A 23,452-nucleotide genomic window follows, 5' to 3' on the forward strand; every position below is an offset into this window, starting at 1 on the left:
TGGGGGTAAGGCTCAGTTCGCGACCTTCTTCTCGTAGCTTTCGAGAATGTCGTTGAAGTAGGGCGCGATCGGGAAGGGCTTCGCCTTGGCGCTGAGATCGGCCGGGGTGATGTCGGTGAAGAGCTTGTTCCAGGCGGCCTGGTCGAGCTTGCCCTCGAGGTTCTTGGCGTCGATGCCCGGATACCAGTTGAAGCGCTTGACGATGCCGTCGGCCTGGACCTGCGGGCTGGTGGCGAGCGCGATGAACGCCTCGGCCAGCTTGCGATGGGCGGTCTTCTCCGGGACGGCGTAGTACATGGGCTGGCCCGGCATGCCCGGTGCGGCGAGCTTCAGCTTCATGTTCGGCGGCAGCTTGCCGTCGGCCTGCCAGGAATAGAACATGTCGACCCAGACCGGTCCCATGGCGATCTCGCCGCGGTTCAGCATGTCGAGGGTACCGGCATTACCGGGGGTGATGACGGCGTTCTTGTTGAAGGTCTTGAGGTCGGCGAGCGCGCTGTCCCAGCCGGCCTTCACCGCCGGATCATAGGGTCCCTTGACCAGCTTGTCGGCATCGCCGCCGAAGGCGTAGACCCAGCCGGTGACGAAGGCGACGCCGGACATGCCGCCCTTGATGCCGTTATAGCCGAACTGCTTCGGGTTCTTGCCGACCCAGTCCTTCAGCTCGGCAAAGCTGTTCGGCGGCGTCTTCAGCAGGTCGGCATTGTAGGCCAGCGCCGTCTGCGACTGGAACATCGGCATCACATAGCCGGAGACGTCGGCGCCGAGCGAGTTCTTCGCCGCCTCGCTGGAGACCAGCTTCGCGGTGTCGACCCCGTCGGTGTACTTGGCCAGAAGCCCTTCCTTGACCATCGTGCCGGCCGCCTTCTGGTGGATGACGACGACGTCGAAATCCGTGGCGGCCGAGGCCTTCTGGGCGTCGAGCTTCTCGTAGATCTTCTGCGAGCCGGAATCGCCCGGCCCGGTGCCGACCGAGACGACCTTCACCCCGGGATGGGCCTTCTCGAACATCGGCCCGAGATAGTCCTTCACATAGTCGACCATGTTCTGGTCGCCGGCCGTGGCGACGTTGAGTGTCTGCGCCGAAAGCGGCGTCGCCGCCATCAGCGCTGCGATCGAACAGGCAATCGTGAGCGTGCGCATGTGATCAACCCCTGTCAGGCAGCAAGCCCGGCCTCGGACGCCGGGAAGATGTGAAGGCGCTGCACGGGAATGCGCAGCCCGACCTTCGCTCCGAGTTCGTGACGGGTGGCGTCGTCGACCGTGACCTCGCAGTCGTCGGTCTTGACGCGATAGCGATAGACCCCACCCGGATAGGCACGGGCCGCGACGCGGCCCGCCATCACCAGATCCCCCGCCGACGGCGCATCGGCCGCGTCGAGGCGCGCGACGTCGTCGCGGAAATAGGCGACGGCCTTGCCGGCCGGCAGGAGATCGCGCAGCGCCGGGGGCAGCTCGGCCGCGGCGTCGCCGGCAAGGAGCGACGCGCCACCCGCCGAGTGCTCGACGCGCAGCGGCAGGATGTTCTCGGCTCCCATGAAGTTCGCGACGAAGGCGCTGGCCGGGCGGTCATAGACCTCCTCCGGCGTGCCGACCTGGGCGATCCGACCGGCTTCCATGATGACCAGCCGGTCGGCCATGGTCATCGCCTCCTCGCGGTCATGCGTGACATGGACGGCGGTCACGCCGAGGCGCTGCTGGATCGCCCGGATCTCATGTCGCATCGTCATGCGGATCTTGGCGTCGAGATTGGAGAGCGGCTCGTCGAGCAGCAGGATTCCAGGATCGATAGCGAGCGCCCGGCCGAGCGCGACGCGCTGGCGCTGGCCGCCAGAAAGCGCCGTGACCTTGCGGCCCTCATAGCCGGAGAGGCCGAGGAAGGCGAGCATCGAGGCCACCTTGGCGGCGATCTCTGCCTTCGGCACGCCGCGCAGCTTCAGCCCGTAGCCGATGTTCTGCAGCACGGTCATGTGCGGCCAGAGCGCATAGGACTGGAACACCATCGCCATGCCGCGCTTTTCCGGCGGCAGGCCGGCAACATCGCGCCCTCCGACGATGATCGAGCCGGACTGCACCGGCACGAAGCCGCTCAGCGAGCGCAGGAGCGTGGTCTTGCCGCAGCCGGAGGAGCCGAGCAGCGCCGTGAAGCTTCCAGGAGAAAAGTCGAGATCGACGCCGTGCAGCACGCGCGTGTTGCCATAGCCAACGTGCAGACCGCACACGCTGATCGCCTCGCCCGAGCGCAAGCTCTGTTGCCGTTCGGCCTGCAAACGCCTTCTCCCTCACGCGATCTTATTCCGGCAAAATGGATCATACATTCCATTTTGCAGCTCGCTTGGAATAAGCGTAGCGGACACTTGCACCGGTGTGCAACAGCTTTGTGAAGGTCGGCGATTGCCGTTTCAGCTCGCTTCCGCCGCGCTCGAAACGGCTGTGGAGGGGGTCTTGTGCGCGCGGAATTTCCCGTCATGCTCGCGCACGCCGGGGGGCGGGGCGTGAGGACGCCGCGGATTCGGCTGGGCAGGGCAGCGCCTCGGGGGGAGAGCCAGTCAGCGTATGGTTTCAGTCGAACTCAAGGCCGTTTCGAAGAACTGGGGCGGAACCCCGGCGGTCGACGGCGTCACCTTCACCGTCGGGCAAGGCAAGCTCGTCGCCCTGCTCGGCCCTTCCGGCTGCGGCAAGTCGACGACGCTGCGTCTGATCGCCGGGCTGGAGGATGCCAGCTCGGGGGTGATCGCGATCGGCGGCAACGACGTCACCAACGCACCGCCCTCGCGCCGTGGCATCGCCATGGTCTTCCAGAACTACGCGCTCTTCCCGCATCTCTCGGTGGCGGAGAACATCCTGTTCGGCCTCAAGGTCCGCAAGCTGCCGCGCGCCGAACGCGACGAGCGCCTGGCCCGTGCCGCCGAAATCCTCGGCCTCGGCGCTTTGCTCGACCGCAAGCCGTCGCAGCTTTCCGGCGGGCAGCAGCAGCGCGTCGCGCTCGGCCGCGCCATCGTCGCGCGGGCCCCGGTCTGCCTGATGGACGAGCCGCTCTCCAATCTCGACGCCCAGCTGCGCGTCGAGATGCGACGCGAGATCCGCGAGTTGCAGCAGAAGCTCGGCATCACCATGGTCTACGTCACCCATGACCAGGTCGAGGCGATGACCATGGCCGACCAGGTCGTGCTGATGCGCAATGGCCGGATCGAGCAGGACGCGCCGCCCGACCAGCTCTACGAGAACCCGGCGACGATCTTCGTCGCCCGCTTCGTCGGCACGCCGCCGATGAACGTCATCCCGCTCGGCTCGGTCGTGACGCAAGGCGGTGGCGAAGGCCTCTCGCCGCCGGCCCATGTCGAGCCGGGCGCGCTCGCGGTCGGCATCCGTCCGGAGATGACCGAGCTGGCCGAGAGCGGCATTGCCGCCGATGTCGTCGCGGTCGAATATCTCGGCGCCGACACGCTGGTCGAGACCCGGATCGACGGGCATCCGTTCATCGTGCGCCGGCCCGGCAAGGTCCGCGCCATGGCCGGCGACCGTGTCCACATCAGACTGTCACAATCGGCGGTGCACTGGTTCGACCTGAAGACCGAGCAAAGGCTCGTCCTCGACTGACGACGCCTGAATAACCAGGCGTTCAAACGCCGTAGCAGGGGAGAAATGAGATATGGACAGGCGTGAATTCCTGAGCGGCACAGCGGCCCTCGCCGGCTCGCTCGCCGTGGCGAGGCCGGCCCTCGCCCAGACCGCCGAGCTTTCCTTCTTCTATCCGGTCGCCGTGGGCGGGCCGATCACCAAGCTGATCGATGCCTATGCCGCCGGCTTCGAGAAGGAAAATCCGACCATCAAGGTCAAGCCGATCTATGCCGGCACCTATCAGGAGACCATCGTCAAGGCGCTGACAGCGCACAAGAGCGGCACGCCGCCGGTGCTCTCGGTGCTGCTCTCGACCGACATGTTCACGCTGATCGACGAGGAAGCGATCGTCCCCTTCGACCCCTACATCAAGACCGATGAGGACAAGAAGTGGCTCTCGAGCTTCTTCCCGGGCTTCATGGAGAACAGCCAGACCGGCGGCAAGACCTGGGGCATCCCGTTCCAGCGTTCCACGGTGGTCCTCTACTGGAACAAGGAGCTGTTCAAGGAAGCCGGGCTCGACCCCGAGAAGCCGCCGAAGACCTGGGCCGAGCAGCTCGAATTCGCGCAGAAGCTGACCAAGCGCGACGCCGCCGGCAATGTGACGCAATGGGGCATCCAGATCCCCTCCTCCGGCTTCCCCTACTGGCTCTTCCAGGGTCTGACGACGCAGGCCGGCGCCATCCTCGCCAATCCGGCCGGCGACAAGACCGACTATGCCAATCCCGGCGTCGTCGAGGCACTGCAGTACTGGGTCGACCTCTCGCAGAAGCACAAGGTCCACCCGCCCGGCATCGTCGAATGGGGCACCACGCCGCGCGACTTCTTCGAGAAGAAGGTCGCGATGATGTGGACCACCACCGGCAACCTGACCAATGTCAGGACCAACGCCAAGTTCCCCTTCGGCGTTGCGGTCCTGCCCGCCGGCAAGAAGCCCGGCAGCCCGACCGGCGGCGGCAACTTCTACCTTTCCAAGAAGGCGAGCCCGGCCGAGCAGGAAGCCGCGTTCAAGTTCGTGCGCTGGATCACCACGCCCGAGCGTGCCGCGCAGTGGAGCGCCGACACCGGTTATGTCGCGGTGACCCCGGCGGCCTACGAGACCGAGGCGATGAAGAAGTACGTCGCCGACTTCCCGCAGGCCCTCGTCGCGCGCGACCAGCTGCCGACCGCCGTCGCCGAGCTCTCGACCCATGAGAACCAGCGCGTCACCAAGGCGCTGAACGACGGCCTGCAGGCTGCCCTCACCGGCACCAAGCAGCCGGGCCCGGCGATGGCCGACGCCCAGGCGGAAGCCGAGCGCATCCTGAAGTCGTATCGCTAGGACGTCGTCGATGAAGCCCAACCGTCATTGCGAGCGAAGCGAAGCAATCCAGGAAGACGCAGAGCTCTTCCGCCCCTGGATTGCTTCGTCGCTCACGCTCCTCGCAATGACGGAGGGCTGAGCCGATGAATAGCCGCGCGACCGCAACCGTCCATGGCTGGCTGCTCCTGCTGCCCGCCATGGCCTGCCTGGCCCTGTTCACGCACTGGCCCGCGATCGCGAGCTTCATCGACAGCTTCATGTCGACCCCGCGGGCGCGCCGTCCGGCGCGTTTCGTGGGACTCGACAATTACCAGCAGATGCTCGCCGACCCGATCTTCTGGAAGGCGATGACCAATAATCTCTGGTTCGCCCTGGGCACGATCCCGACCTCGATCGCGCTCGCCTTGCTGATGGCGGTCTGGGTCAACGACAAGATCGTCGGCCGCACCTGGGTCCGGATGGCCTATTTCACCCCGACCATCCTGCCGATGATCGCGGTCGCCAATATCTGGCTGTTCTTCTTCACCCCGCAATACGGCCTGCTCGAGCAGATCGTCGGCTTCTTCGGCGGGCGCAGCACCAACTGGCTGGGCTCGCAGGACACCGCCCTCTACGCCATCACCATCGTGGCGATCTGGAAGGAGGCCGGCTTCTTCATGATCTTCTATCTCGCGGCGCTGCAGGCGATCCCGCCCAGCCTCGGCGAGGCAGCGGCGATCGAGGGGGCCTCGCGCTGGACCTATTTCCGGCGCGTCCAGTTCCCGCTCCTGATGCCGACGACGCTGTTCGTTCTGATCAACGCGGTGATCAACGCCTTCCGCATGGTCGACCATATCTTCGTGATGACGCGCGGCGGCCCGGACAATGCGACGACGCTGCTGCTCTTCTACATCTACCAGGTCGGCTTCGGCTTCTGGGACACCGCCTATGCCGCTGCCCTGACCTGCGTGCTCCTGCTGCTGCTCGCACTGGTCGCCTTCGCGCAATATGGCTGGCTCGAACGCAGGACGCATTATCGATGAGCGCGCCCTCCACGCCGCAGCCCGCGACCACCGCTCGGACCGACCCCTATTCGCCCAAGGGGCTCGCCCTCTCGCTGGAATCGATCGGCGCGATCCTGCTCGCCGTCATCTGGATCCTGCCGCTGGCCTATGCCGTCTGGGCTGCGATCCACCCGGCCGAGTACACGACGCGCTTCGTGCTGAACGCGCCGCTGACCCTCGACAATTTCACCCGGGCCTGGGCGGCGGCGCCCTTTGCGCGCTATTTCCTCAACACCTTCATCCTCGTCACCATGATCCTGAGCTTCCAGCTCGTGCTGGGCACGCTCGCGGCCTATGCGCTGGCGCGGCAGGATTTCTGGGGGCGGGACGTCGCCTTCGCATTGATCCTGGCGCAGCTGATGATCATGCCGGACGCGCTGATCGTCGAGAACTACCGCACGCTCGCCAAGGTCAACCTGATCGACACGATCACCGCCATCGCCCTGCCCTATATCGCCTCGGCCTTCGGCATCTTCCTGCTGCGCCAGACCTTCAAGACCGTGCCCAAGGAACTCGACGACGCCGCTCGCGTCGAGGGCGCGAGCCCGCTCCAGGTGCTGATGAAGGTCTATGTGCCGCTCGCCAAGCCGACCTACATCGCCTACGGCCTCGTCTCGGTCAGCTACCACTGGAACAACTTCCTCTGGCCGCTGCTGGTCACCAACTCGGTCGAGTCGCGGCCGCTGACCGTCGGCCTGCAGGTCTTCTCCTCCAGCGACCAGGGCATCGACTGGGCGGTGATCTGCGCCGCGACGCTGATGACCTCGGCGCCTCTGCTGGTTGCCTTCCTGCTCTTCCAGCGTCAGTTCGTGCAGAGCTTCATGCGCGCAGGAATCAAGTGACGACATGGATCAAGTGACGACACGGCGGTTCGGATGAAACTGATCACCTGGAACATTCAGTGGGCCCGCGGCATGGACAACCGCGTCGATCCGGCGCGCGTCGTCGCCCATGCCCGGCAGATGGCCGATTTCGACGTGCTCTGCCTGCAGGAAGTCGCCGACAACTTCCCCGAGCTCGACTTCAACGACGAGACCAACCAGTTCGCGCGCTTCGCCGAATTGCTGCCCGGCTTCACGGCGATCGAGGGCATTGGCGTCGATGTCGATGACGGCAAGGGCGGCCGCAGTCGTTTCGGCAACCTCCTGCTGACGCGCTATCCCGTCGCCCAGGCGCTGCGCCATCTCCTGCCCTGGGAAGCCGCCGAGACCCGCAACATGCCGCGCACGCTGATCGAGGCCATGGCGCTGACGCCGCTGGGCCCGGTCAGGCTGATGACGACGCATCTCGAATACTCCGCGTCCGAGCTGCGCGCCGCGCAGGTCGAGGGCATCCGCGAGGCCCATCGCATGGCGCTGGCGCGTCATGCCAAGCCCCGTTCCGCCGGGCCGCACACCTACCGGATGACGCCGAGCTCGCCGAGCGCCGTGCTCACCGGCGACTTCAACATGCGGCCGGACGATCCGGTTCTGGCAAGACTGATGGCGCCCTTCCCGGGCGGCGAGCCGCCGCTCGTCGACCTCTGGCCTTCGGTGATGGGCGAGGCGCCGCATCCGCCGACCGCCAATCTCTTCGACCAGACCTACGGCCAGCCCGGCTGCCTCGACTACGTCCTGGCGACGCCCGATCTCGCGGCCCGCGCCCGCGCCATCGTCTGCGATGTCGGGACCAAGGTCTCCGACCACCAGCCGATCCTCGTCGAGTTCGACCTCGGCTGAACGCCCTCGCCGGAACCGTTCCCAGCTACTAAGACCGGACCACGATGACCTTCTCACGCCAGGACCATGAGACGCTCGCGCGCATCCTCGCCGAGGCGGGCCGCCGCGAGGTGATGCCGCGTTTCCGCAACCTCGCCGAGGGCGAGATCCGCGAGAAGCGCTCGGCGACCGACCTCGTCACCGAGGCCGACGAGGCGGCAGAGCGCTTCATCAGCGCCGAGCTCGCGCGTGCCTTTCCGGGCGCCGCGCTGATCGGCGAGGAGGCCGTCGCCGCCGACCCGGCCCTGCTGGAACGTCTCGCCGATGCCGATCTCGCCTTCGTCATCGACCCGATCGACGGCACCCTCAACTACGCCTCAGACCTGCCGCTCTTCGCGGTGATGGCCGCGGCGCTGGTCAAGGGCGAGGTCGTCGCGGCGGTGATCCATGATCCCGTCGTCGCAGACAGCGCCATGGCGCTGCGCGGCGAAGGCGCCTGGCTCGCCCGCGAGGACGGCAAGAGCCGCGACCTGAAGGTGGCGCCCGGCGCCGCCCCTGCCGAAATGACCGGCATGATGAGCTGGCAGTATTTCCCCGAACCGCTGCGCAGCGAATTGCCCGGTCGCATGCCGGCCTTCGCCAATGTGTCCTCGCTGCGCTGCTGCGGCCACGAGTACCGGCTGGCCGCCGCCGGGAACGGGCATTTCCTGCTCTATGGCCGCCTCAGCCCCTGGGACCATGCTCCGGGCTCGCTGATCTATGCCGAAGCCGGCGGCCATGTCCGCATGCTCGACGGCGAGCCCTACCGCCCGGCTCAGCCGACGCTCGGCCTGCTCTGCGCGCCCGATCGCGAGAGCTGGCTGCGCACCCGGGCGATCCTGGCGCCGTCCTTCGCTTGAGCGGCCGCGTGGCCGCGAGAAAGCCGTTGCCACCTCCCGGCATCGGAGTCGATATGGGGCCAACCTGCCGTTGAGCCTCTCCCGCGAGGCTCGGGAGAGCCCCGTTGAATGCGACACGCCCCAAGCTGCACCACCTGAACTGGAACCTGCTCCACACCTTCCTGGTGATCGTGGAAGAGCGTTCCATCACCAAGGCGGCCGACCGCCTGCTGGTCCGGCAGCCCTCGGTCAGCGCCGCCCTGCAGCGGCTGGAGGAAACGCTGGGCAGCCAGCTGATCCAGCGCGACAGCCGCCGCTTCGTGCTGACCAAGCGCGGCGAGCTGCTCTACAAGGAATGCGTCGACATCTATCGCAGCGTCGCCCGCATCGGCGACAAGCTGTCGGAGGAGCATGACGAGCTCACCGGACTCGTCCGTATCCTGGTCGTCACCCATGTCGTGATGCCGGTGCTCGACCGTTCGCTGACCCTGCTGAACCGCCAGCACCCCTCGGTCAATGTCCGCATCGACGTCGCGACCAGCCAGGACATCGTCCGCGCCGTCTCGCAGAAGCTCAGCCCGTTCGGCATCTGCCTCTTGCCGAATCCGCTGGCCGGCCTGACCTGCCGCCTGCTGCTGCGCGAGGAATTCGGCATCCTGTGCGGACGCGACCACCCGCTCTACGGGCTGAAGGACATCCCGCTCGCCGACATGAAGGACGAGCCGTTCATCGCGCTCGCCTGCGGCCAGGACGGCGCGCTCGAGCCGATGGTCTCGCTGCGCCAGGGCGTCGGCCTCGGCAGCCGGATCGTCGGCTCCAGCCCCAATCTCGAGGAGGTCGCACGGATGATCGCCGCCGGCATGGGCATCGGCATCCTGCCCGTCGCCTCCGTCCAGGACGCGCTCGATGCCGGCTCGCTCTGGGACCTCTCCTCGCCGGACGAGAATCTCGGCGCCGACCTCTACTTCATCACCAACCCGGCGATGGAGCTGAGCGCCGCCGAAGCGGCGTTCCAGCGTGTCTTCGAGGCCGAATTGCTGGCAGCCGAGCCGGCAGGCGACAACCCGGACTCTGCTTCGGATAGCCAATATCTATCTGACGCCCCGCTCAAAGCACTCTAGCCTTCGCGGGAACCAGATCGAGAAGGCCGTGCCTGCATGAAACGAGAAATCATCGAAGTCCCCGTCATCTCCGAGGCGATCCGCCGGCTGGGCGCCCCGACCTCGGCGCTGGCCCGCGCCGGCGACCTGCTGTTCACCTGCGGCATGCCGCCGGTCGACCTCCTGACCGGCGAGATCGTCACCGGCGACATCGAGACCCAGACCCGCGCCGCGCTCGATGCGCTCGACGTCGCGCTGCGCCATGGCGGGTCCTCGCTTGACGCCGTGGTGAAGGCGACTGTCTACGTCACCGACCCCGCCCTGATGGCCGGCGTCAACGCCGTCTACCGCACCCGCTTCGCCGACGGTTTCCCGGCCCGCACCAGCCTCGCCATCAAGCCCTGGCCCCTGCCCTTCGATATCGAGATCGAGTGCGTCGCCACGATCGGCTGAAGCGCCTCGCACCAGAACGCAAAGGGCTCGCCAGGCAATGCCTGGCGAGCCCTTTTTTTGTTTGAGTTGCCGCTGCCTTAGCGGTCGGCGCGCGCGACGACCGCCTGGAGCAGCACGTTGAGGCCGGGCTCGAGATCGTCCCGGTCGCAGTTTTCCTCGTTATTGTGGGTGATGCCGCCCTTGCAGGGCGCGAAGATCATCGTGGTCGGGGCATGGCGCGCGACGAAATAGGCGTCGTGCCCGGCCTGGCTGAGGATGCCCTGCGTCCGGTAGCCCATGGCCAGAGAGGCGCTGCGGACCTGGTCGATCAGCTCCGGAGCGAAGATCGCGCCGCCCCAGTTCCAGACATCGAGGATCTCGGCACTGCAGCCGGCACGGGCTGCCGCCTCGCCGACGGCGCGGCGCATGCGCTCGGCCATCACCTGTGCGGTTTCCGGGTCGGCGTGGCGGACATCGCAGACCGTCTGGGCCCAGTCGGAGAGGATACCCGGCTTGTTCGGCCAAGCGATCAGCCGTGCCGCCGTCGCCTTGCCGCCGCTGCCGGCATATTCCCAGCCGAGCTCGTCGACGGCGACCAGCAGGCGCGCGCCGGCGATCAGCGCGTTCTTGCGCCGCTCCATCGGCCATGGGCCGGTATGGGCGGTCTCGCCACGGAACTCGACCAACATGCCGGTGCTCGGGAAGCCGCCGGTAACGACGCCGACCTGCATGCCGTCGCGATCGAGATAATAGCCCTGCTCGATATGGAACTCGAAATAGGCGTCGAAGGCGTGCGGCTTCTCCTCCATCTCGCCGAGATAGCCGATCCGGGCCAACTCCTCGCCGATCGACTTGCCGTCATCGTCGCGACGCTCGCGCGCCCATTCGAGGCCATAGGCGCCGACGAAGCAGCCGGAGCCGACCATGGGCGGCGAGAAGCGGCTGCCTTCCTCATTGGTCCAGTTGACCACCTCGAGCGGCCGGCGGGTACGATGGCCGAGCGCATCGAGCGCACGGCAGACTTCGAGCCCGCCGAGCACGCCGGCGATGCCGTCGAAGCGCCCGCCATTCACCTGCGTGTCGAGATGGCTGCCCATCACCACCGGCGGCAGGCTGTCGTCGAGGCCCGGGCGACGCGCGAAGATGTTGCCCATGCCGTCGATCCGGACCTTAAGCCCGGCCTCGCGGCACCAGCCGACGAACTCGTCGCGCATCTGCTTGTCGGCATCGCCGAGCGCGAGACGCGAGAGGCCGCCCGGCCGGCCGCGGCCGATCTCAGCCGAACGCTCGAGGGTCGCCCAATAGCGCTCGATATCGACGCGCGCAGATGCTGGCAGTGCCATCACACTCTCCTGACTATCTGGATATTCTCAGTGGCCGAACAGGCGCGCCGGGCCGAGCACGATGCCGGGGAACAGCACCATCAGCAGCAGCACCGCCACCATCGAGCCGATGAACGGCAGCAGGTAGCGGAACGAGGCCGACATCGGGATGCCGCCGACCCGGCAGGCCGCCATCAGGTCGATGCCGAGCGGCGGCGTGTTCGCGCCGATCGCGAGGTTGACCGTCAGCAGCACGCCGAAGAACACCGGATCGATCTGGTAGGCGCGCAGGATCGGCACGAAGACCGGCGCCAGGATCAGGATGATCGCGATGGTCTCCATGAAGGTGCCGAGGATCAGCAGCACGCCCATCATCAAGAGGAGCGCGACGGTCGCGCTATTCGTCGCCGAGGAAATCGCGTTGACGATCAGCTGCGGCACCTGCTCGGCCGCCAGGATCCAGCCGAAGATGCTGGCGCAGGCGATGACGAACAAGATCGAGGCCGAGCTCTCGGCCGTCTGCTTCACCAGGTTCCAGATCAGCGGAAAGGTCAGCTTGCGGTAGATCAGGCCGCCGACGATCAGCGCATAGAGCACGCCGATGCCGGCTGCTTCCGTCGCCGTGAAGATGCCGCCGCGGATGCCGCCGATGATGATCACCGGGCCGAGCAGGGCGAGCGAGGAATCCTTCAGTGCCAGCCAGAGCTCGCGCCAGTTGAAGGCCTCGCCGCCACGCCAATCATTCCGGCGGGCAATGATGTAGGCGACGATCATCAGGCCGAGGCCGGTCAGGATGCCGGGGACGATGGCGGCGACGAAGAGCGCGCCGATCGAGGTGTTGGTGGCTGTGCCGTAGACGATCAGCACGATGCTCGGCGGGATCACCGTGCCGAGCGAGCCCGCGCAGCCGAGCAGCGAGCAGGAGAAGCCGGTGTCGTAGCCGCGCTCCTTCATTGCCGGCAGCATCATCGTGCCGATCGCCACGACGTCGGCGACGCCGGAGCCCGAAAGCGCGCCGAACATCATGCAGCCCATCACCATGACGATGGCGAGGCCGCCGCGGGCGCGCCCGACGATGGCGCTGCAGAGCCGGATAATGCGCGGCGTCAGGTCGCCATGGAGCAGCAACAGGCCGGCGAGCAGGAAGAGCGGAATCGCGAGCAGGGTGAAGGAGTCGATGCCGGCGAGAACGCGCTGCGCCACGACGATCATCGGCGCGAGGTCCGACACCAGGAGGTAGACGACCGAGGCGAGGCCGAGTGCGACCGCGATCGGCGCGTCCAGCGCCACCAGCACGGTGAAGCTGGCGAGCAGCAGGGCAAGTCCGAGCGTCACGAGGCGCGCTCCTTCAAGAGGGGCAGGAGGATGACGATAGCCGAGAGGCCGGCTCCGATCGGCAGCGCCACATAGACGACGGCATTGGGGATCTGCAGCGCGGTCGTCAGGCTGTCGAGGCCGGCTTCGGTCAGCTGCCAGCCGGTATAGGCGAGGATGGCGAAGAACAGCGCGGTCAGCAGCCGGGCGACGGTCTCCAGCTTGCCCCGCAGGCGCTCATTGCGCACCAGGAGTGGCAGCAGGCCGGCATTCAGATGGCTGGCGCGCACCGTCGCCGGCACGAGGCCGATGAAGACGCTCCAGACCAGCAGGCTGCGCGGCAGCTCCTCGGACCAGTACGGCGTCGTGCCGAGAAGATAGCGCCCGAGGGCGACATAGACCACGACGGCGCTGAACAGCGCGACGCCGATGGAGGAGACGGCCAACGTCAGCCGGTCGACGATGTCGACGCCGCGGGCGAGCGCGCTCCTGGGCGCGGCAGGCGATGAGTCGGGGGTCACGAGAGCCTCTCCTCGGCGGGATTGGGATCACCGGAAGGCGAGACGCCGCCAGGCCTTGACCTGGCGGCGTCCTGCCAGTCCGCGATTGCGGAGTTACTTGCGGTACTTGTCGAGCAGCGCCATCAGCGCCGGGCCGTAGACGGCTTCCTGCGACTTCCAGACCGGCTGGACCGCGGCGATGAACGGCGTCGGGTCAACCTTGTTGACGGTCATGCCCTTGGCGGTCAGCTTCTCGACCAGTTGCTGGTCGGAGGCGGTGACCATCTTGCGCTGCTCGTCGCGCCACTTGGCGGCGGCGGCCAGCACGGCTTCCTTGTCGGCCGGGCCGACCTGATCCCAGATCCGCTTGCTGACGACGAGGCAGGCCGCGCCCCAGACATGGCCGGTCAGGGCGACGTACTTCTGGACGTCGGCGAAGGACGAGGAATCGATGATCGAGAGCGGGTTTTCCTGCGCGTCGAACACGCCCTGCTGCAGCGCCGAGTAGAGTTCGCCGAAGGCGAGCGGAGCCGGCTCGGCGCCGAGCGCGCGGAAAGTGTCGAGGCGCACCTTGTCGGGCGTCACGCGGATCTTCACGCCCTTCAGGTCTTCCGGCTTGTTGACCGGCGCCTTCTTGGTGGTGATGTGGCGATAGCCGTTCTCCCACCAGCCCAGCACCACGATGTTCTTGGCCGCGAGCAGCTTGGCAAGCTCGGTGCCCATCTCGCCATCGAAGGCGGCGAAGGCCTTCTCGCGGGTCGGCCAGGCATAGGGAAGCTCGACGATGCCCATGCGCGGCTCGATCGGCTGGAACGAGCCGCTGCCGATCACGCCGCCCTGCATGGTGCCGATCTGCAGCCCTTCGACGACATCCTTCTCCGTGCCGAGCTGGCCCGACGGGAATATCTGGATCGTGACGCGGCCTTCGGTCGCGTTGGCGACATCTTCGGCGAAGCCCTTCGCCGCGAGGTTCCAGCTATGGTTCTCGGCGAGCACATGGCCGAGCCGGATCTGGACTTTGTTCTGCGCCATCGCCGGCACGGCGGAGAAACAGCCGAGGACCGTGGCGACCTTCGCCAATGCGGTCATTCCCACGAATTTCATGGTTTTTACCCCTCTATGCGGCTTTGTAGCTATGCCCGTGATTGTTTGGGGCATGAGCGTGGCTGGCAAATAGATATTGGCTATGCTTGGCATCCGGCCTGCCGCCAGTGCCTTGCCGAGCGGCGCAACACCGCCCTCTCCCGCGCATTCGATTGGCTTTCGGAGCCGCCGGAAAAGCTGCCTCAGGCGACGACCGGCGCAACGATGGCGTTCAGCGCCGAGACCAGATCGGCCGGCCGCATCCGAAGCTGCAATCCGCGCTGGCCGCCATTGAGGTAGACCTGCTCATGCACCAGCGCCTGCTCCTCGATCGCGGTCGGGATCCGCCGCATCTGCCCGAAAGGGCTGATGCCGCCGACCTTGTAGCCGGTCAGCCGCTCGGCCTCGGGCGGCTTCATCATCTGGGCCGACTTGCCGCCGAAGGCCGCGGCGAGCTTCTTCATCGAGACCTCGCGATCGGACGGCACGATCACGCAGGCCGGCTTGCCGTCGACCAGCGCCATCAGTGTCTTGAGCACCCGCTGCGGCGGCTCGCCCAGGGCCTCGGCCGCCTGCAGGCCGACCTTGTCGGCGCCGGGGTCGTAATCATAGCTGTGGACGGTGAAGGCGACGCCCGCCTGCTCCAGCGCCTTCGTCGCCCTTGTCGCCTTCGACATTCCAGCCTCCAGGGCGCAGCCGCCATGGCCGCAACCTTCCGATGAGGCGCGGACCATCTTCCGCGGCCGGAGCGAGGTCAATGCGGAGATCTGCAAGCCGGACACGCGCCGGGCACCACCCTGCCCCGCGACAACCGGCACAAGGCCGGCTTGCCGCAGTCCGGAAACGAGATATATTCAAAGATAAAGATACATCGAATATAATCCTGGGGAGGATCCATGCTGAACCGTCGCGACATGTTGCTGGGCGGCGCGGCCGCCGCGCTGGCCGGCTCCGCTTCGGGCGCCTTCTCCCAGGTTGTCGCCACGGCCAAACAGGGCGAGCGGGCGATCTCGATTCTCAGCGACGGCAGTTTCGAGCTGCCGCAATCGATGCTGGCGCGCGATGTCCCGCTCGATGCGGTCTCCCAGGCGACCAAGGTTAGCGGCCCGACCGTCAGCGTGCTGAACGTCACCTGCTTCCGGCAGGGCGATCAGGTCATCGTCTTCGACAGCGGCTCGGGCTCCAACTTCCTGCCCGGCACCGGCAAGCTCGCCGCCAGCCTGGAAGCCGCCGGCATCGCGCCCGACAGCGTCACCCATGTCCTGTTCACGCATCTCCACCCCGACCATTTCTGGGGTGCGCTCGACGATTTCGACACGCCGCTCTTTCCGAACGCCCGCTGGCATGCCGACAAGCGCGAGGTCGCCTTCTGGACCGACGCCAAGGTCTACGAGAAGCTGCCCGAGGACCGGCACGCCTTCGCCGCCGGCGCCCAGCGCATCGTCAAGGCGTTGGGCGACACGCTGGAATTGCACGATGCCGGCTCGGAATGGGTGCCCGGCGTCGCCGCCTTCGACACGGCCGGCCACACGCCCGGCCACGTCTCCTTCGAGCTCAAGGATGCAAGCGGCCCGGTCTTCGTGCTCGGCGATGCGCTGACGCACAGGATCGCCTCCTTCGCCCATCCGGAATGGCGCCCGGCCTCCGATCATGACGCCGATCTCGCGGTCGCGACCCGGCGCCGGGTGCTCGATCGTGCCGCGAACGAGAAGGCCCAGGTGATCGGCTACCATCTCGACGGCGCCATCGGCCGCGTCGAGCGCGACGGCAACGCCTATCGCTTCGTCACCGGCAGCTGAGCGCCGGGCGATGTAAGGCGGCGCCGTCCCTGCCGGCGCCCCTTCCGCTCACTGTCCCGTAGCGTAGAACTTCGCTTTGTCGGGCTTGTAGGTCCAGGCCAGACCGGCATTCTTCCAGCCATTGACGGTGCGCTGGCCGTAAGGGGACGTATCACCCTCGAAGCCCTCATACTGGCTGTAGACCTGGGTGAACCCGGCCTCGGCCAGCTTGTCGGCGGCGCGGGCCGAGCGGTCGCCGGAACGGCACATCAGGATGACGCGGTCGTTCTTGCTCAGCCCCTTGGCGGCCAGCAGGCGCTCGACGTCCCGGCTGAAGACCGGGTTCGCATCGAGCTTGTAGCGCCCCTCCTTGTCGTCCCAATCCCAGAATTCGGTCACCTCGACGAACGGGACATGGCCGTCGATGACAGGCGCCCAGCCGGTGAACATCATCTCCGCCCGGGTCCGTACGTCGACGAACAAGGTGCGGGCGCCGTCCCGGCTGATCGTCTCCGCCGCCTCGCGCGGCCGCATGTAGAGGCCGAGCGAGGTCTGCTTGGCCTTCGGAATGGCGGCCTGCGCCTGGGCGGCAGCATTGGCAGGCGGCGCGGTGCCGGGAACGACCGGAGCCTGCGCCGAGGCGGAAGAAGCTGCAACGGCCATGACGATGGCCGACAGGATGGCGATCTGGCGTTTCATGCGGATGTCCCTCACCGGTCCCTGCTATGCCTGCGCCGCGCCGCTCAGAGCGGCTTGTGCGGGCAGGTGCGGATGCCGAGCAACGTGTAGGCCGGGCAGAAGCGGAACAGCGCCGTCGCCAGCATGACCACGCCCCAGGCCGTCAGCGCGTATTTCCACGCTCCCCAGCCGGCGACGAGCTCGGCCAGCGGCGACACGAACGCCGCCATGACGAGCACGATACCGACGACGAAGCGAACCCAGCGATCAAGGACACCGACATTCATCGACCCGCTCCATGTTATGACATATTAATATTCATATATCTGAATTATAAAATGTCAACGACACCCCTGCACGGCCTTGCCGGTCCATCGCCATGTTTGTGGACGCCGCCGCGCCGCCGTTCGATGATGTCGATCAAACAACGCCGCGATTTTTCGGACTGGCGGCCCCGTGCGCGCGCCAGTCCGGCAGACGGGCGCGCCGCAGACCGTCTGCAATGCACTGACGGCGCATATCGCCGCAGGGTGACGTTGGAACCCGCTCCGCTCAGCGGCGGAAGATGAAGAGGTTCCGGATCGAGCCTTCCATCAGGAAGGCGATGCCGAGTCGGGCGCCGATCATCATGCCGCCGATGGCGAGCGGCCAGGACAGCGCCATCATCGATCCGGCCGAGATGCCCTGCCCGATCGTGCAACCGCCGGCGAGCACGCCCCCGCCCCCCATCAGCACCGCCCCGAGCAGGTGCCGGCGCATTTCGTAATGGTCGTCGAAGGCTTCCCAGCGGAACTCGGCATCGAACAGCGCCGAGGCGAAGGAGCCACAGACCACGCCGACGATCGTGCCGACGCCGAAATCGAACAGCCCGACCGGCGTCGTCAAAACCGCATAGAGCGCCCGGCCGACCGGCGAGACGAAGGTCAGGCTCTGCGTCCGCGGGTTGAGGGCGAACTCGTCGATCGCGACCCCGGTCGCCCACCAGCCCAGCACCACGCCGAGCCCGAGCGTCAGCCCGGCAATCAGCAGGCGCGGCGAGCGCCGCAGCCGGCGATCGATCAGCACCGCCCCGATCAGGAAGGCCGGAACGAGGATGCCGAGCGCGAGCCGCAGGTCGCCTACCCCCAGCCATTCGAGCACCGAAGGCAGGTCGCCCTGCACCGAGCCCGGCACGGCGACCGCGACCTTCTCCAGAACGTCGATCCGCAGCGGCGCCAGGATGCCGCGCAGCGTCGCATAGGCCACGGCGCCGAAGACCATCATCACGATCAGGCTGCGCAGGTCGCCGGCGCCGAGCCGGATCAGCGAGCCGAAGCTGCAGGTGCCGACGAGCGCCATGCCGATGCCGAACAGAGTGCTGCCGAGGAGGATCGAGAACCAGGCGAGCGCGCTCGGCACATAGGTCGAGAATTCGGGCGAGAGATCGCCGCGCCAGACCATCAGCTGCGTGCCGAACAGCGCGACCGCGAGCGCCAGCCCGAAGATCCGCAGCCGGCGCGTATCGCCGCCGATCCAGAAATCCTCGATCGCGCCGAAGGAGCAGAGCCGCGCCCGCCTGACGGTGAAGCCGCAGGCGGCGCCGACCAGGACGCCGACGATCGTCACGGCCCAGGGAGAAAGCGGTGTCACGGTTCAGCGCCCGGGCAACGGGAGCATTTTTCCGGTCAATCCTCGTTCGCCGGCTTCTGCGGCCCGCAGAAGATGTCGTAGATCACCGAGATCATGCGCCGGACATCGTCATTGGCGAGGCTGTAATAGATCGCCTTGCCGTCCCGCCGCGTCGTCACCAGCTGGTCGAGCCGCAGGCGCGCCAATTGCTGCGACACCATGGGCTGACGCAGGGAAAGGATGTGCTCCAGCTCGGTCACCGTGCGCTCGCGCTCGGCGAGCAGGCAGAGCAGCAGGAGGCGGTTTTCATGCGAGAGCGCCTTGAGGAAATCGCTCGCCTTGCGCGCCTTGCGCATCAGGACATCGAGTTCCGGCGAGAATTCCTCGCCGTCGCGCAGCTCGGTCTCGAGAGCCTTGGAAACGATCGCGCTCATTGTCTTTCCATCGTCGCGGACAGGCCGCTCGTTCGCTCTATCGTCTTTTCTATGTCAGCAAGCATCTTGCCAAGCAAACCCCAGAACGTGTCGTTGCTGAGATAGCCGGTGATCCGGCCGACCTCGCGTCCCTCAGAAACCAGCACGAAGGTCGGCGTGTAGCGCACCGGCCTGGCGAGTGCGGGCTCGGGCGGGCCGCCCTTGCCGAGGTCGATCCGCCGCAGCGGCGCCGCGCGCCCCTCCGCCGTCTTGTCGTAGCCCGGCGCGACCTCGCGGTCCCAGCGCTCGCACCAGACGCAGCCCGCGCGCTCGAACATCAGGAGCTCGGCACCGCGCGCCGCCATCGCCGGCAACAGCAGCGCAGAGGCGACCAGCAAAGCGCGCATGACATTGGCGGTTGCATTCATCGCGTTAACATAGTCGTATTCAGATATATAAACCAGAGGCAGGATCAGAGCGTGTTCGACATCTCGATCGCCGGCGCTTTCATGGCCGGGCTGCTCTCCTTCCTCAGCCCCTGCGTGCTGCCCTTGGTGCCGCCCTATCTCTGCTTCCTGGCTGGCGTCGGCATTGGCGAGCTGTCGGGCTCGGGCGGCAAGCTGGAAGCCCGCCAATCACGCCGGATCGTCATGATGGCCGGCGCCTTCGTGCTCGGCTTCACCACCGTCTTCGTCGCGCTCGGCGCTACTGCCTCGACGATCGGCGCCGTCGTCACCGCCTATTTCGAGACGCTCTCGATCATCGCCGGGGCGCTGATCCTGATCATGGGCCTGCATTTCCTCGGCTGGCTGCGGATTCCCCTGCTTTATCGCGAGGCGCGCTTCCAGACCGAGCGCAAGCCGGCGAGCATGGTCGGGGCCTATCTCGTCGGCCTCGCCTTCGCCTTCGGCTGGACGCCCTGCGTCGGACCGGTGCTCGCGACGGTGCTGATGGTCGCCGGTGCGGAAGGCACCGCCGCGCGCGGCGCCACGCTGCTCGCCGCCTATTCGCTGGGGATCGGCGTGCCCTTCCTGCTCGCCGCGGTGTTCGCCGGCCCCTTCCTCAATCTGATGGCGCGCTTCCGGCGGCACATGCCGGTGGTCGAGAAGACCATGGGCGCGGCCCTCATCGTCACCGGCCTGCTGTTCATGACCGGCACCATGCCGGTTCTGGCCGGCTGGCTGCTCCAGACATTCCCGGCTCTCGGCACGATCGGATAGGGAGAGGCTGATGCTGACGCGCAGAACCCTGCTGGGCACCGCCTTCGCGGCGACGCTGGCGAAACCGGCCGCCGGCGCCACCCTGGGCGAGGACGGGCTCTACCATCTCGACTGGTATCTCGAGAGTTTCCTCGACCTTCCCGAGGACCTGCAGACCGCGACCACCAATGGCAAGCGGCTCGCCATCATGTGGGGGCTGAAGGGCTGCCCGGCCTGCCGGCGCATGCACGAGGTCCATCTCGCCGACCCCGCCATCGAGGGCTACATCAAGGCAAACTTCGAGGTGCTGCACCTCAACCATATCGGCGCCCGCGAAGTCACCGATTTCGACGGCAGCAAGCTCGGCGAGAAGCAGCTCGGCGAGCGCTACGGCGTCAGGTTCACCCCGACGATCCAGTTCCTGCCCGAAAGCGCGGACGGGCTGAAGGCGCGCAAGCCGCAGGAGCGCGAGGTCGCCCGCATGCCCGGCCTGCTCGATCCCCCGCAATTCCTGGCGATGTTCCGCTATGTCCGCGAGAAGGGCTATGAGCGCGCGCCCTTCCCCGACTGGCTGAAGCGCAACCCGGTCAAGTCGGGCTGATTCTTCCACCGCCGAAGCGCAGCGGCGCGCCGGAAACCTCCGCAGGGCTCCGAGAACCCTCATCCTGAGGAGCTGCGCAGCAGCGTCTCGAAGGATGCTCCAGCCTGGTCCGGAGCCTCCTCGAACATCCTTCGAGACGCCATCCCTGACGGAATGGCTCCTCAGGATGAGGGCTGCGTGAAATCTCGAACAAGCACGCAGCACTTCCCGGCGGATGCCGCAGCCGAGCGGCGCGCCTTGGTCAAGGCCAACGAGAAATGACAACGCCGCCATGACGGCGGCGCTGTTCCAATGTGCGTTCTCGACGCCCCCTCCGAGTGAGGGCGTGCCGGCCCGCTACTTGTTCACCGGCGATTCCGGGTCGAACAGATAGGCCATCACATCCTTGATCTGCTGCTCGTCGAGCACCTTGTTGACGCCGAAGCGCGGCATGTTCGAGCAGGGCACCACCGCCATCGAATTGTAGATCTTGGTGTAGGCGTCCTTGATCGTCTCCGGATCGTATTTCCGGTCCTTGCCATAGGCGGCTAGGCTCGGGCCGAGCGTGCCGTAGCTGACCTCCTTCGGGTCGAGCTGGTGGCAGGCGAAGCAGTTGCCGCCGGAGACGGTGTTCGGCGGATCGGAGAACTGGCCGCCGCGCCCATTGTTGGCGACCTGATAGCCCTTCTTCCAGTCGCCGAGGAACTTCCCGTCGGCCGGATAGGAGACCCGCGCCGATTCGCGCTTCAGGATCGCCTCGGATTCCGCCGAGGACGGGTTGTTGCGCGTCGTGTTGCAGACGGCGAGCGTCTCGTCCGGCTTGATCCTGGCCTGCCATTCCGGCGGCGCCTTGCCGAAGGTCGCGGAAAGGTAGGCGTCGATCACGGCCTGGCTCGGCCGCTCATCGGCGAAGGCCGGGCCGGCGCAGAGCAGGAGCGCGGCGGCGGCGAATGCGTGCTTCATCATCTCGTTGCCCCTCAGCGCTTGATCGACGGAACCTTGATCTCGCCGCCTTCGGCCTGCTTCTGCAGGAAGACGGTGAGAGCGGTCAGGGCGTCGGTGCCATAGCCAGGCACCGGCCAGCGCTGCTGGCGATAGCAGTCCCAGAGCCTGTGCTGCATGGTGCGCAGCGCGCTCTGCGAGACGCGATAGGTCGGCCAGGAAGCCATCGTCTCCTGCGCGGTCTTGCCCTTGACCGAGAGGTTCGGCAGCCCCTGCAGGCGGATGCGCTTGCCTTCCTCGGCATGGCAGGTGGCGCAGGAGAAGTCGTTGACCCCGCCGCGGGTGTAGAACAGCGCCTCTCCGACCGCCGCCATCTCCTTTTCCTTGGGATGGGAGAGCTGCGGCTGGATCTTCATCTCGCTCGACTTGTTGGCGATGAAGGCGACGAGATCCTCCATGTCGGAGGCCCGGGCCGGGCCCGAGAAGCGCCGCAGCACCACGTCCTTGGTGTCGAGCCCCTGGAGCTTGTCCATGCACCAGAGCAGGCGCTGCTCGGTATCCATCACCTTGTCGGCGTCGGCGAAATAGCGCGGCAGCTTGGCGAAGGCGCCTTCGAGCTTGCCCGGCCCTTCGCCGAGATCGCAGCCCTCGAGCGAGACGTTCTTGGTGCCGCGCTTTTCCGCCCACAGCACCTCGCCGCGGTCGACCGCCAGGAAGCCCGGATTCGAGAACGGGTCCGAGAGCATCTGGCGATAGCGCTCGATTTCCTTTTCGCTATCGTCGAGCGGTGGCGACTGCGCGGTCAGGTGGCCTGCGGCCATTGTCATGGCGGCAGCCAGCACGGCCGCCCCGATCATGGGGAGCTTCATCCCTTGCCCTTTCGTTCCCTCTCGCGGCCGTGGTTTCCCGGCCTGTGCTGTACGCCCCTCTCTCGTTGGAGGGGCTTTACATTCACAAAAAACAATATCACGATACGTGAGAATGATCGCGAGCCGGCCCCGCCGTCAAGAGCGAAACAAGAACATTTCAAAGGAGGAATTCCGATGTCTTCAGGGCTTACGCGCCGCAGCACGATCACGGCCGGCGCCGTCGCCGCTTTCGCCAGCCTTCTGGGCTCGCGGCTGGCCTTCGCCGACGAGAAGGCCGTCGCGGCCGAAATCAAGAAGCTCTACGGCGACAAGGCGATGGCCGAGGGCAAGATCAAGCTCGACGTGCCGGAGATCGCCGAGAACGGCCTGGTCGTGCCGGTCAATGTCGAGATCGACAGCCCGATGACCGACGCCGACTACGTCAAGGCGGTCCACATCTATGCCGACGGCAATCCGCAGCCGGGCATCGTGACCTACCACTTCACACCGGCCTGCGGCAAAGCCTCGGCCGCGACCCGCATGCGGCTCGCCCAGACCCAGAACATCGTCTGCGTCGCCGAGATGTCGAACGGCGCGCTGCACATGGCCAAGGCCAACATCAAGGTCACGATCGGCGGCTGCGGCGGCTAGGCTCAGCCCCGCCGGTTCAACGAGAAAAGACGTTTCAAGGTGAGGATGCTCCCATGACCACCAAGCCCACCCCGCGCGTGCGTGTGCCGGCCAAGGCCGCCGCCGGAGAGCTGATCGAGATCAAGACGCTGATTTCGCACGAGATGGAATCGGGCCAGCGCAAGGACGCGCAGGGCCAGACGATCCCGCGCAAGATCCTCAACAAGTTCAGCGCCAGCTTCAACGGCAAGCCGGTCTTCTCGGCCGACTGGCACCCGGCGATTTCCGCCAACCCCTACCAGTCCTTCTTCTTCAAGGCGACGGAATCGGGCGAGTTCACCTTCACCTGGAAGGATGACGACGGCTCCGAATACACCGCCAAGAACAAGCTGACGGTCGGCTGAGCCGCTGCGGCCGGCGCGGCCGGCCACCACCAGATCACGAAAGGCGCGCCGCCGGTGGGCAGCGCGCAGGGGCGGCGCG

Annotated in this window: 27 protein-coding genes; 13 read left to right on the forward strand and 14 right to left on the reverse strand. The window is 66.9% G+C overall.

Annotation, left to right across the window (positions count from 1 at the left end):
* Positions 1-12: 12 nt before the first annotated feature.
* A complete protein-coding gene (locus AC1REK_RS06755; protein WP_492268607.1) occupies positions 13-1,143 on the reverse strand; it encodes an ABC transporter substrate-binding protein in 1,131 nt (376 codons plus the stop codon).
* 14 nt (positions 1,144-1,157) lie between these two features.
* On the reverse strand, positions 1,158-2,222 hold the full coding sequence (locus tag AC1REK_RS06760; protein ID WP_492268606.1) for an ABC transporter ATP-binding protein: 1,065 nt from the start codon (positions 2,220-2,222) through the stop codon (positions 1,158-1,160).
* A gap of 334 nt (positions 2,223-2,556) precedes the next feature.
* Between AC1REK_RS06760 and AC1REK_RS06765 the strand changes: the two genes are divergently transcribed.
* The 8 genes from AC1REK_RS06765 (at position 2,557) to AC1REK_RS06800 (ending at position 10,095) form a co-directional block, all read left to right on the forward strand.
* Positions 2,557-3,600, forward strand: a complete 1,044-nt coding sequence (locus AC1REK_RS06765; RefSeq protein WP_316017510.1) for an ABC transporter ATP-binding protein — start codon at positions 2,557-2,559, stop codon at positions 3,598-3,600.
* 52 nt (positions 3,601-3,652) lie between these two features.
* Positions 3,653-4,942 carry an ABC transporter substrate-binding protein gene (locus tag AC1REK_RS06770; RefSeq protein WP_316017509.1) on the forward strand — a complete coding sequence of 430 codons (1,290 nt, stop codon included), beginning with the start codon at positions 3,653-3,655 and terminating at the stop codon, positions 4,940-4,942.
* Between the two features lie 125 nt (positions 4,943-5,067).
* Positions 5,068-5,946, forward strand: coding sequence for a carbohydrate ABC transporter permease (locus AC1REK_RS06775; RefSeq protein ID WP_316017508.1), 879 nt, complete (start codon positions 5,068-5,070; stop codon positions 5,944-5,946).
* The gene (locus AC1REK_RS06780) at positions 5,943-6,809 is read left to right on the forward strand and encodes a carbohydrate ABC transporter permease (RefSeq protein WP_492268605.1); all 867 of its coding nucleotides are present in this window, start codon (positions 5,943-5,945) and stop codon (positions 6,807-6,809) included. Before AC1REK_RS06775 ends, AC1REK_RS06780 begins: the two co-directional genes overlap by 4 nt.
* A gap of 33 nt (positions 6,810-6,842) precedes the next feature.
* On the forward strand, positions 6,843-7,685 hold the full coding sequence (locus tag AC1REK_RS06785; protein ID WP_492268604.1) for an endonuclease/exonuclease/phosphatase family protein: 843 nt from the start codon (positions 6,843-6,845) through the stop codon (positions 7,683-7,685).
* 44 nt (positions 7,686-7,729) lie between these two features.
* Positions 7,730-8,563 (forward strand): inositol monophosphatase family protein, encoded by an 834-nt coding sequence (locus AC1REK_RS06790; RefSeq protein ID WP_492268603.1) that lies wholly within the window; start codon positions 7,730-7,732, stop codon positions 8,561-8,563.
* A gap of 104 nt (positions 8,564-8,667) precedes the next feature.
* A complete protein-coding gene (locus AC1REK_RS06795) occupies positions 8,668-9,663 on the forward strand; it encodes a LysR family transcriptional regulator (protein ID WP_492268602.1) in 996 nt (331 codons plus the stop codon).
* A gap of 36 nt (positions 9,664-9,699) precedes the next feature.
* Positions 9,700-10,095: a RidA family protein gene (locus AC1REK_RS06800; RefSeq protein WP_492268601.1), complete on the forward strand. Its 396-nt coding sequence runs from the start codon at positions 9,700-9,702 to the stop codon at positions 10,093-10,095.
* Positions 10,096-10,172: 77 nt separating this feature from the next.
* Here AC1REK_RS06800 and AC1REK_RS06805 read toward each other — a convergent pair whose 3' ends face one another.
* The 5 genes from AC1REK_RS06805 to ybaK all read right to left on the reverse strand — a co-directional run bounded on the left by AC1REK_RS06805 (position 10,173) and on the right by ybaK (position 14,970).
* Positions 10,173-11,417 (reverse strand): Zn-dependent hydrolase, encoded by a 1,245-nt coding sequence (locus AC1REK_RS06805; RefSeq protein ID WP_492268600.1) that lies wholly within the window; start codon positions 11,415-11,417, stop codon positions 10,173-10,175.
* A gap of 27 nt (positions 11,418-11,444) precedes the next feature.
* A complete protein-coding gene (locus AC1REK_RS06810) occupies positions 11,445-12,731 on the reverse strand; it encodes a TRAP transporter large permease (protein WP_316017502.1) in 1,287 nt (428 codons plus the stop codon).
* Entirely contained in the window at positions 12,728-13,231 is a 504-nt protein-coding gene (locus AC1REK_RS06815; RefSeq protein WP_492268599.1) for a TRAP transporter small permease, read from the reverse strand. The genes AC1REK_RS06810 and AC1REK_RS06815 overlap by 4 nt, the downstream gene beginning before the upstream one ends.
* 93 nt (positions 13,232-13,324) lie before the next feature.
* Entirely contained in the window at positions 13,325-14,314 is a 990-nt protein-coding gene (locus AC1REK_RS06820) for a TRAP transporter substrate-binding protein (RefSeq protein WP_492268598.1), read from the reverse strand.
* 182 nt (positions 14,315-14,496) lie between these two features.
* Complete coding sequence (gene ybaK, locus AC1REK_RS06825; RefSeq protein ID WP_492268597.1) at positions 14,497-14,970, reverse strand: Cys-tRNA(Pro) deacylase; 474 nt, start codon at positions 14,968-14,970, stop codon at positions 14,497-14,499.
* A 219-nt stretch (positions 14,971-15,189) separates the two neighbouring features.
* Here ybaK and AC1REK_RS06830 point away from each other — a divergent pair, with 219 nt between their 5' ends.
* On the forward strand, positions 15,190-16,092 hold the full coding sequence (locus AC1REK_RS06830; protein ID WP_327522283.1) for an MBL fold metallo-hydrolase: 903 nt from the start codon (positions 15,190-15,192) through the stop codon (positions 16,090-16,092).
* Between the two features lie 48 nt (positions 16,093-16,140).
* Here the strand turns inward: AC1REK_RS06830 and AC1REK_RS06835 are convergent, their stop codons facing one another.
* From AC1REK_RS06835 to AC1REK_RS06855, 5 genes are all read right to left on the reverse strand, one after another.
* On the reverse strand, positions 16,141-16,770 hold the full coding sequence (locus AC1REK_RS06835; protein ID WP_327522282.1) for a rhodanese-like domain-containing protein: 630 nt from the start codon (positions 16,768-16,770) through the stop codon (positions 16,141-16,143).
* Positions 16,771-16,814: 44 nt separating this feature from the next.
* Positions 16,815-17,036 (reverse strand): YgaP family membrane protein, encoded by a 222-nt coding sequence (locus AC1REK_RS06840; protein WP_316017496.1) that lies wholly within the window; start codon positions 17,034-17,036, stop codon positions 16,815-16,817.
* 265 nt (positions 17,037-17,301) lie between these two features.
* Positions 17,302-18,378: a YeeE/YedE family protein gene (locus tag AC1REK_RS06845; RefSeq protein ID WP_492268596.1), complete on the reverse strand. Its 1,077-nt coding sequence runs from the start codon at positions 18,376-18,378 to the stop codon at positions 17,302-17,304.
* A 35-nt stretch (positions 18,379-18,413) separates the two neighbouring features.
* On the reverse strand, positions 18,414-18,791 hold the full coding sequence (locus AC1REK_RS06850) for a metalloregulator ArsR/SmtB family transcription factor (RefSeq protein WP_316017494.1): 378 nt from the start codon (positions 18,789-18,791) through the stop codon (positions 18,414-18,416).
* Positions 18,788-19,198 carry a thioredoxin fold domain-containing protein gene (locus AC1REK_RS06855; protein ID WP_492268595.1) on the reverse strand — a complete coding sequence of 137 codons (411 nt, stop codon included), beginning with the start codon at positions 19,196-19,198 and terminating at the stop codon, positions 18,788-18,790. Before AC1REK_RS06855 ends, AC1REK_RS06850 begins: the two co-directional genes overlap by 4 nt.
* Before the next feature lie 81 nt (positions 19,199-19,279).
* Here AC1REK_RS06855 and AC1REK_RS06860 point away from each other — a divergent pair, with 81 nt between their 5' ends.
* The gene (locus tag AC1REK_RS06860; RefSeq protein ID WP_492268689.1) at positions 19,280-19,990 is read left to right on the forward strand and encodes a cytochrome c biogenesis CcdA family protein; all 711 of its coding nucleotides are present in this window, start codon (positions 19,280-19,282) and stop codon (positions 19,988-19,990) included.
* A 10-nt stretch (positions 19,991-20,000) separates the two neighbouring features.
* Complete coding sequence (locus tag AC1REK_RS06865) at positions 20,001-20,570, forward strand: thioredoxin family protein (RefSeq protein ID WP_492268594.1); 570 nt, start codon at positions 20,001-20,003, stop codon at positions 20,568-20,570.
* Positions 20,571-20,906: 336 nt separating this feature from the next.
* Here AC1REK_RS06865 and soxX read toward each other — a convergent pair whose 3' ends face one another.
* Positions 20,907-21,512 (reverse strand): sulfur oxidation c-type cytochrome SoxX, encoded by a 606-nt coding sequence (soxX, locus tag AC1REK_RS06870; RefSeq protein WP_492268688.1) that lies wholly within the window; start codon positions 21,510-21,512, stop codon positions 20,907-20,909.
* 14 nt (positions 21,513-21,526) lie between these two features.
* A complete protein-coding gene (gene soxA, locus AC1REK_RS06875; protein WP_316017574.1) occupies positions 21,527-22,318 on the reverse strand; it encodes a sulfur oxidation c-type cytochrome SoxA in 792 nt (263 codons plus the stop codon).
* 216 nt (positions 22,319-22,534) lie between these two features.
* On the opposite strand from soxA, the gene soxY reads away from it, so the two are divergent.
* Positions 22,535-22,990, forward strand: a complete 456-nt coding sequence (gene soxY / locus AC1REK_RS06880) for a thiosulfate oxidation carrier protein SoxY (RefSeq protein WP_316017491.1) — start codon at positions 22,535-22,537, stop codon at positions 22,988-22,990.
* A 53-nt stretch (positions 22,991-23,043) separates the two neighbouring features.
* A complete protein-coding gene (gene soxZ, locus AC1REK_RS06885; RefSeq protein WP_316017490.1) occupies positions 23,044-23,373 on the forward strand; it encodes a thiosulfate oxidation carrier complex protein SoxZ in 330 nt (109 codons plus the stop codon).
* The last annotated feature ends 79 nt before the right edge of the window (positions 23,374-23,452 follow it).

It is taken from the genome of Allobosea sp. GW823-FHT02B03, from assembly GCF_058797755.1.

What these genes read in the sequence shown, in the direction of transcription:
- AC1REK_RS06755 (WP_492268607.1), bottom strand. Translation starts at nt 1,143, where the DNA reads ATGCGCACGCTCACGATTGCCTGTTCGATCGCAGCGCTGATGGCGGCG.
- AC1REK_RS06765 (WP_316017510.1), top strand. Translation starts at nt 2,557, where the DNA reads ATGGTTTCAGTCGAACTCAAGGCCGTTTCGAAGAACTGGGGCGGAACC.
- AC1REK_RS06770 (WP_316017509.1), top strand. Translation starts at nt 3,653, where the DNA reads ATGGACAGGCGTGAATTCCTGAGCGGCACAGCGGCCCTCGCCGGCTCG.
- AC1REK_RS06775 (WP_316017508.1), top strand. Translation starts at nt 5,068, where the DNA reads ATGAATAGCCGCGCGACCGCAACCGTCCATGGCTGGCTGCTCCTGCTG.
- AC1REK_RS06780 (WP_492268605.1), top strand. Translation starts at nt 5,943, where the DNA reads ATGAGCGCGCCCTCCACGCCGCAGCCCGCGACCACCGCTCGGACCGAC.
- AC1REK_RS06785 (WP_492268604.1), top strand. Translation starts at nt 6,843, where the DNA reads ATGAAACTGATCACCTGGAACATTCAGTGGGCCCGCGGCATGGACAAC.
- AC1REK_RS06790 (WP_492268603.1), top strand. Translation starts at nt 7,730, where the DNA reads ATGACCTTCTCACGCCAGGACCATGAGACGCTCGCGCGCATCCTCGCC.
- AC1REK_RS06800 (WP_492268601.1), top strand. Translation starts at nt 9,700, where the DNA reads ATGAAACGAGAAATCATCGAAGTCCCCGTCATCTCCGAGGCGATCCGC.
- AC1REK_RS06805 (WP_492268600.1), bottom strand. Translation starts at nt 11,417, where the DNA reads ATGGCACTGCCAGCATCTGCGCGCGTCGATATCGAGCGCTATTGGGCG.
- AC1REK_RS06820 (WP_492268598.1), bottom strand. Translation starts at nt 14,314, where the DNA reads ATGAAATTCGTGGGAATGACCGCATTGGCGAAGGTCGCCACGGTCCTC.
- ybaK (WP_492268597.1), bottom strand. Translation starts at nt 14,970, where the DNA reads ATGTCGAAGGCGACAAGGGCGACGAAGGCGCTGGAGCAGGCGGGCGTC.
- AC1REK_RS06830 (WP_327522283.1), top strand. Translation starts at nt 15,190, where the DNA reads ATGCTGAACCGTCGCGACATGTTGCTGGGCGGCGCGGCCGCCGCGCTG.
- AC1REK_RS06835 (WP_327522282.1), bottom strand. Translation starts at nt 16,770, where the DNA reads ATGAAACGCCAGATCGCCATCCTGTCGGCCATCGTCATGGCCGTTGCA.
- AC1REK_RS06840 (WP_316017496.1), bottom strand. Translation starts at nt 17,036, where the DNA reads ATGAATGTCGGTGTCCTTGATCGCTGGGTTCGCTTCGTCGTCGGTATC.
- AC1REK_RS06850 (WP_316017494.1), bottom strand. Translation starts at nt 18,791, where the DNA reads ATGAGCGCGATCGTTTCCAAGGCTCTCGAGACCGAGCTGCGCGACGGC.
- AC1REK_RS06855 (WP_492268595.1), bottom strand. Translation starts at nt 19,198, where the DNA reads ATGAATGCAACCGCCAATGTCATGCGCGCTTTGCTGGTCGCCTCTGCG.
- AC1REK_RS06860 (WP_492268689.1), top strand. Translation starts at nt 19,280, where the DNA reads ATGGCCGGGCTGCTCTCCTTCCTCAGCCCCTGCGTGCTGCCCTTGGTG.
- AC1REK_RS06865 (WP_492268594.1), top strand. Translation starts at nt 20,001, where the DNA reads ATGCTGACGCGCAGAACCCTGCTGGGCACCGCCTTCGCGGCGACGCTG.
- soxX (WP_492268688.1), bottom strand. Translation starts at nt 21,512, where the DNA reads ATGAAGCACGCATTCGCCGCCGCCGCGCTCCTGCTCTGCGCCGGCCCG.
- soxA (WP_316017574.1), bottom strand. Translation starts at nt 22,318, where the DNA reads ATGACAATGGCCGCAGGCCACCTGACCGCGCAGTCGCCACCGCTCGAC.
- soxY (WP_316017491.1), top strand. Translation starts at nt 22,535, where the DNA reads ATGTCTTCAGGGCTTACGCGCCGCAGCACGATCACGGCCGGCGCCGTC.
- soxZ (WP_316017490.1), top strand. Translation starts at nt 23,044, where the DNA reads ATGACCACCAAGCCCACCCCGCGCGTGCGTGTGCCGGCCAAGGCCGCC.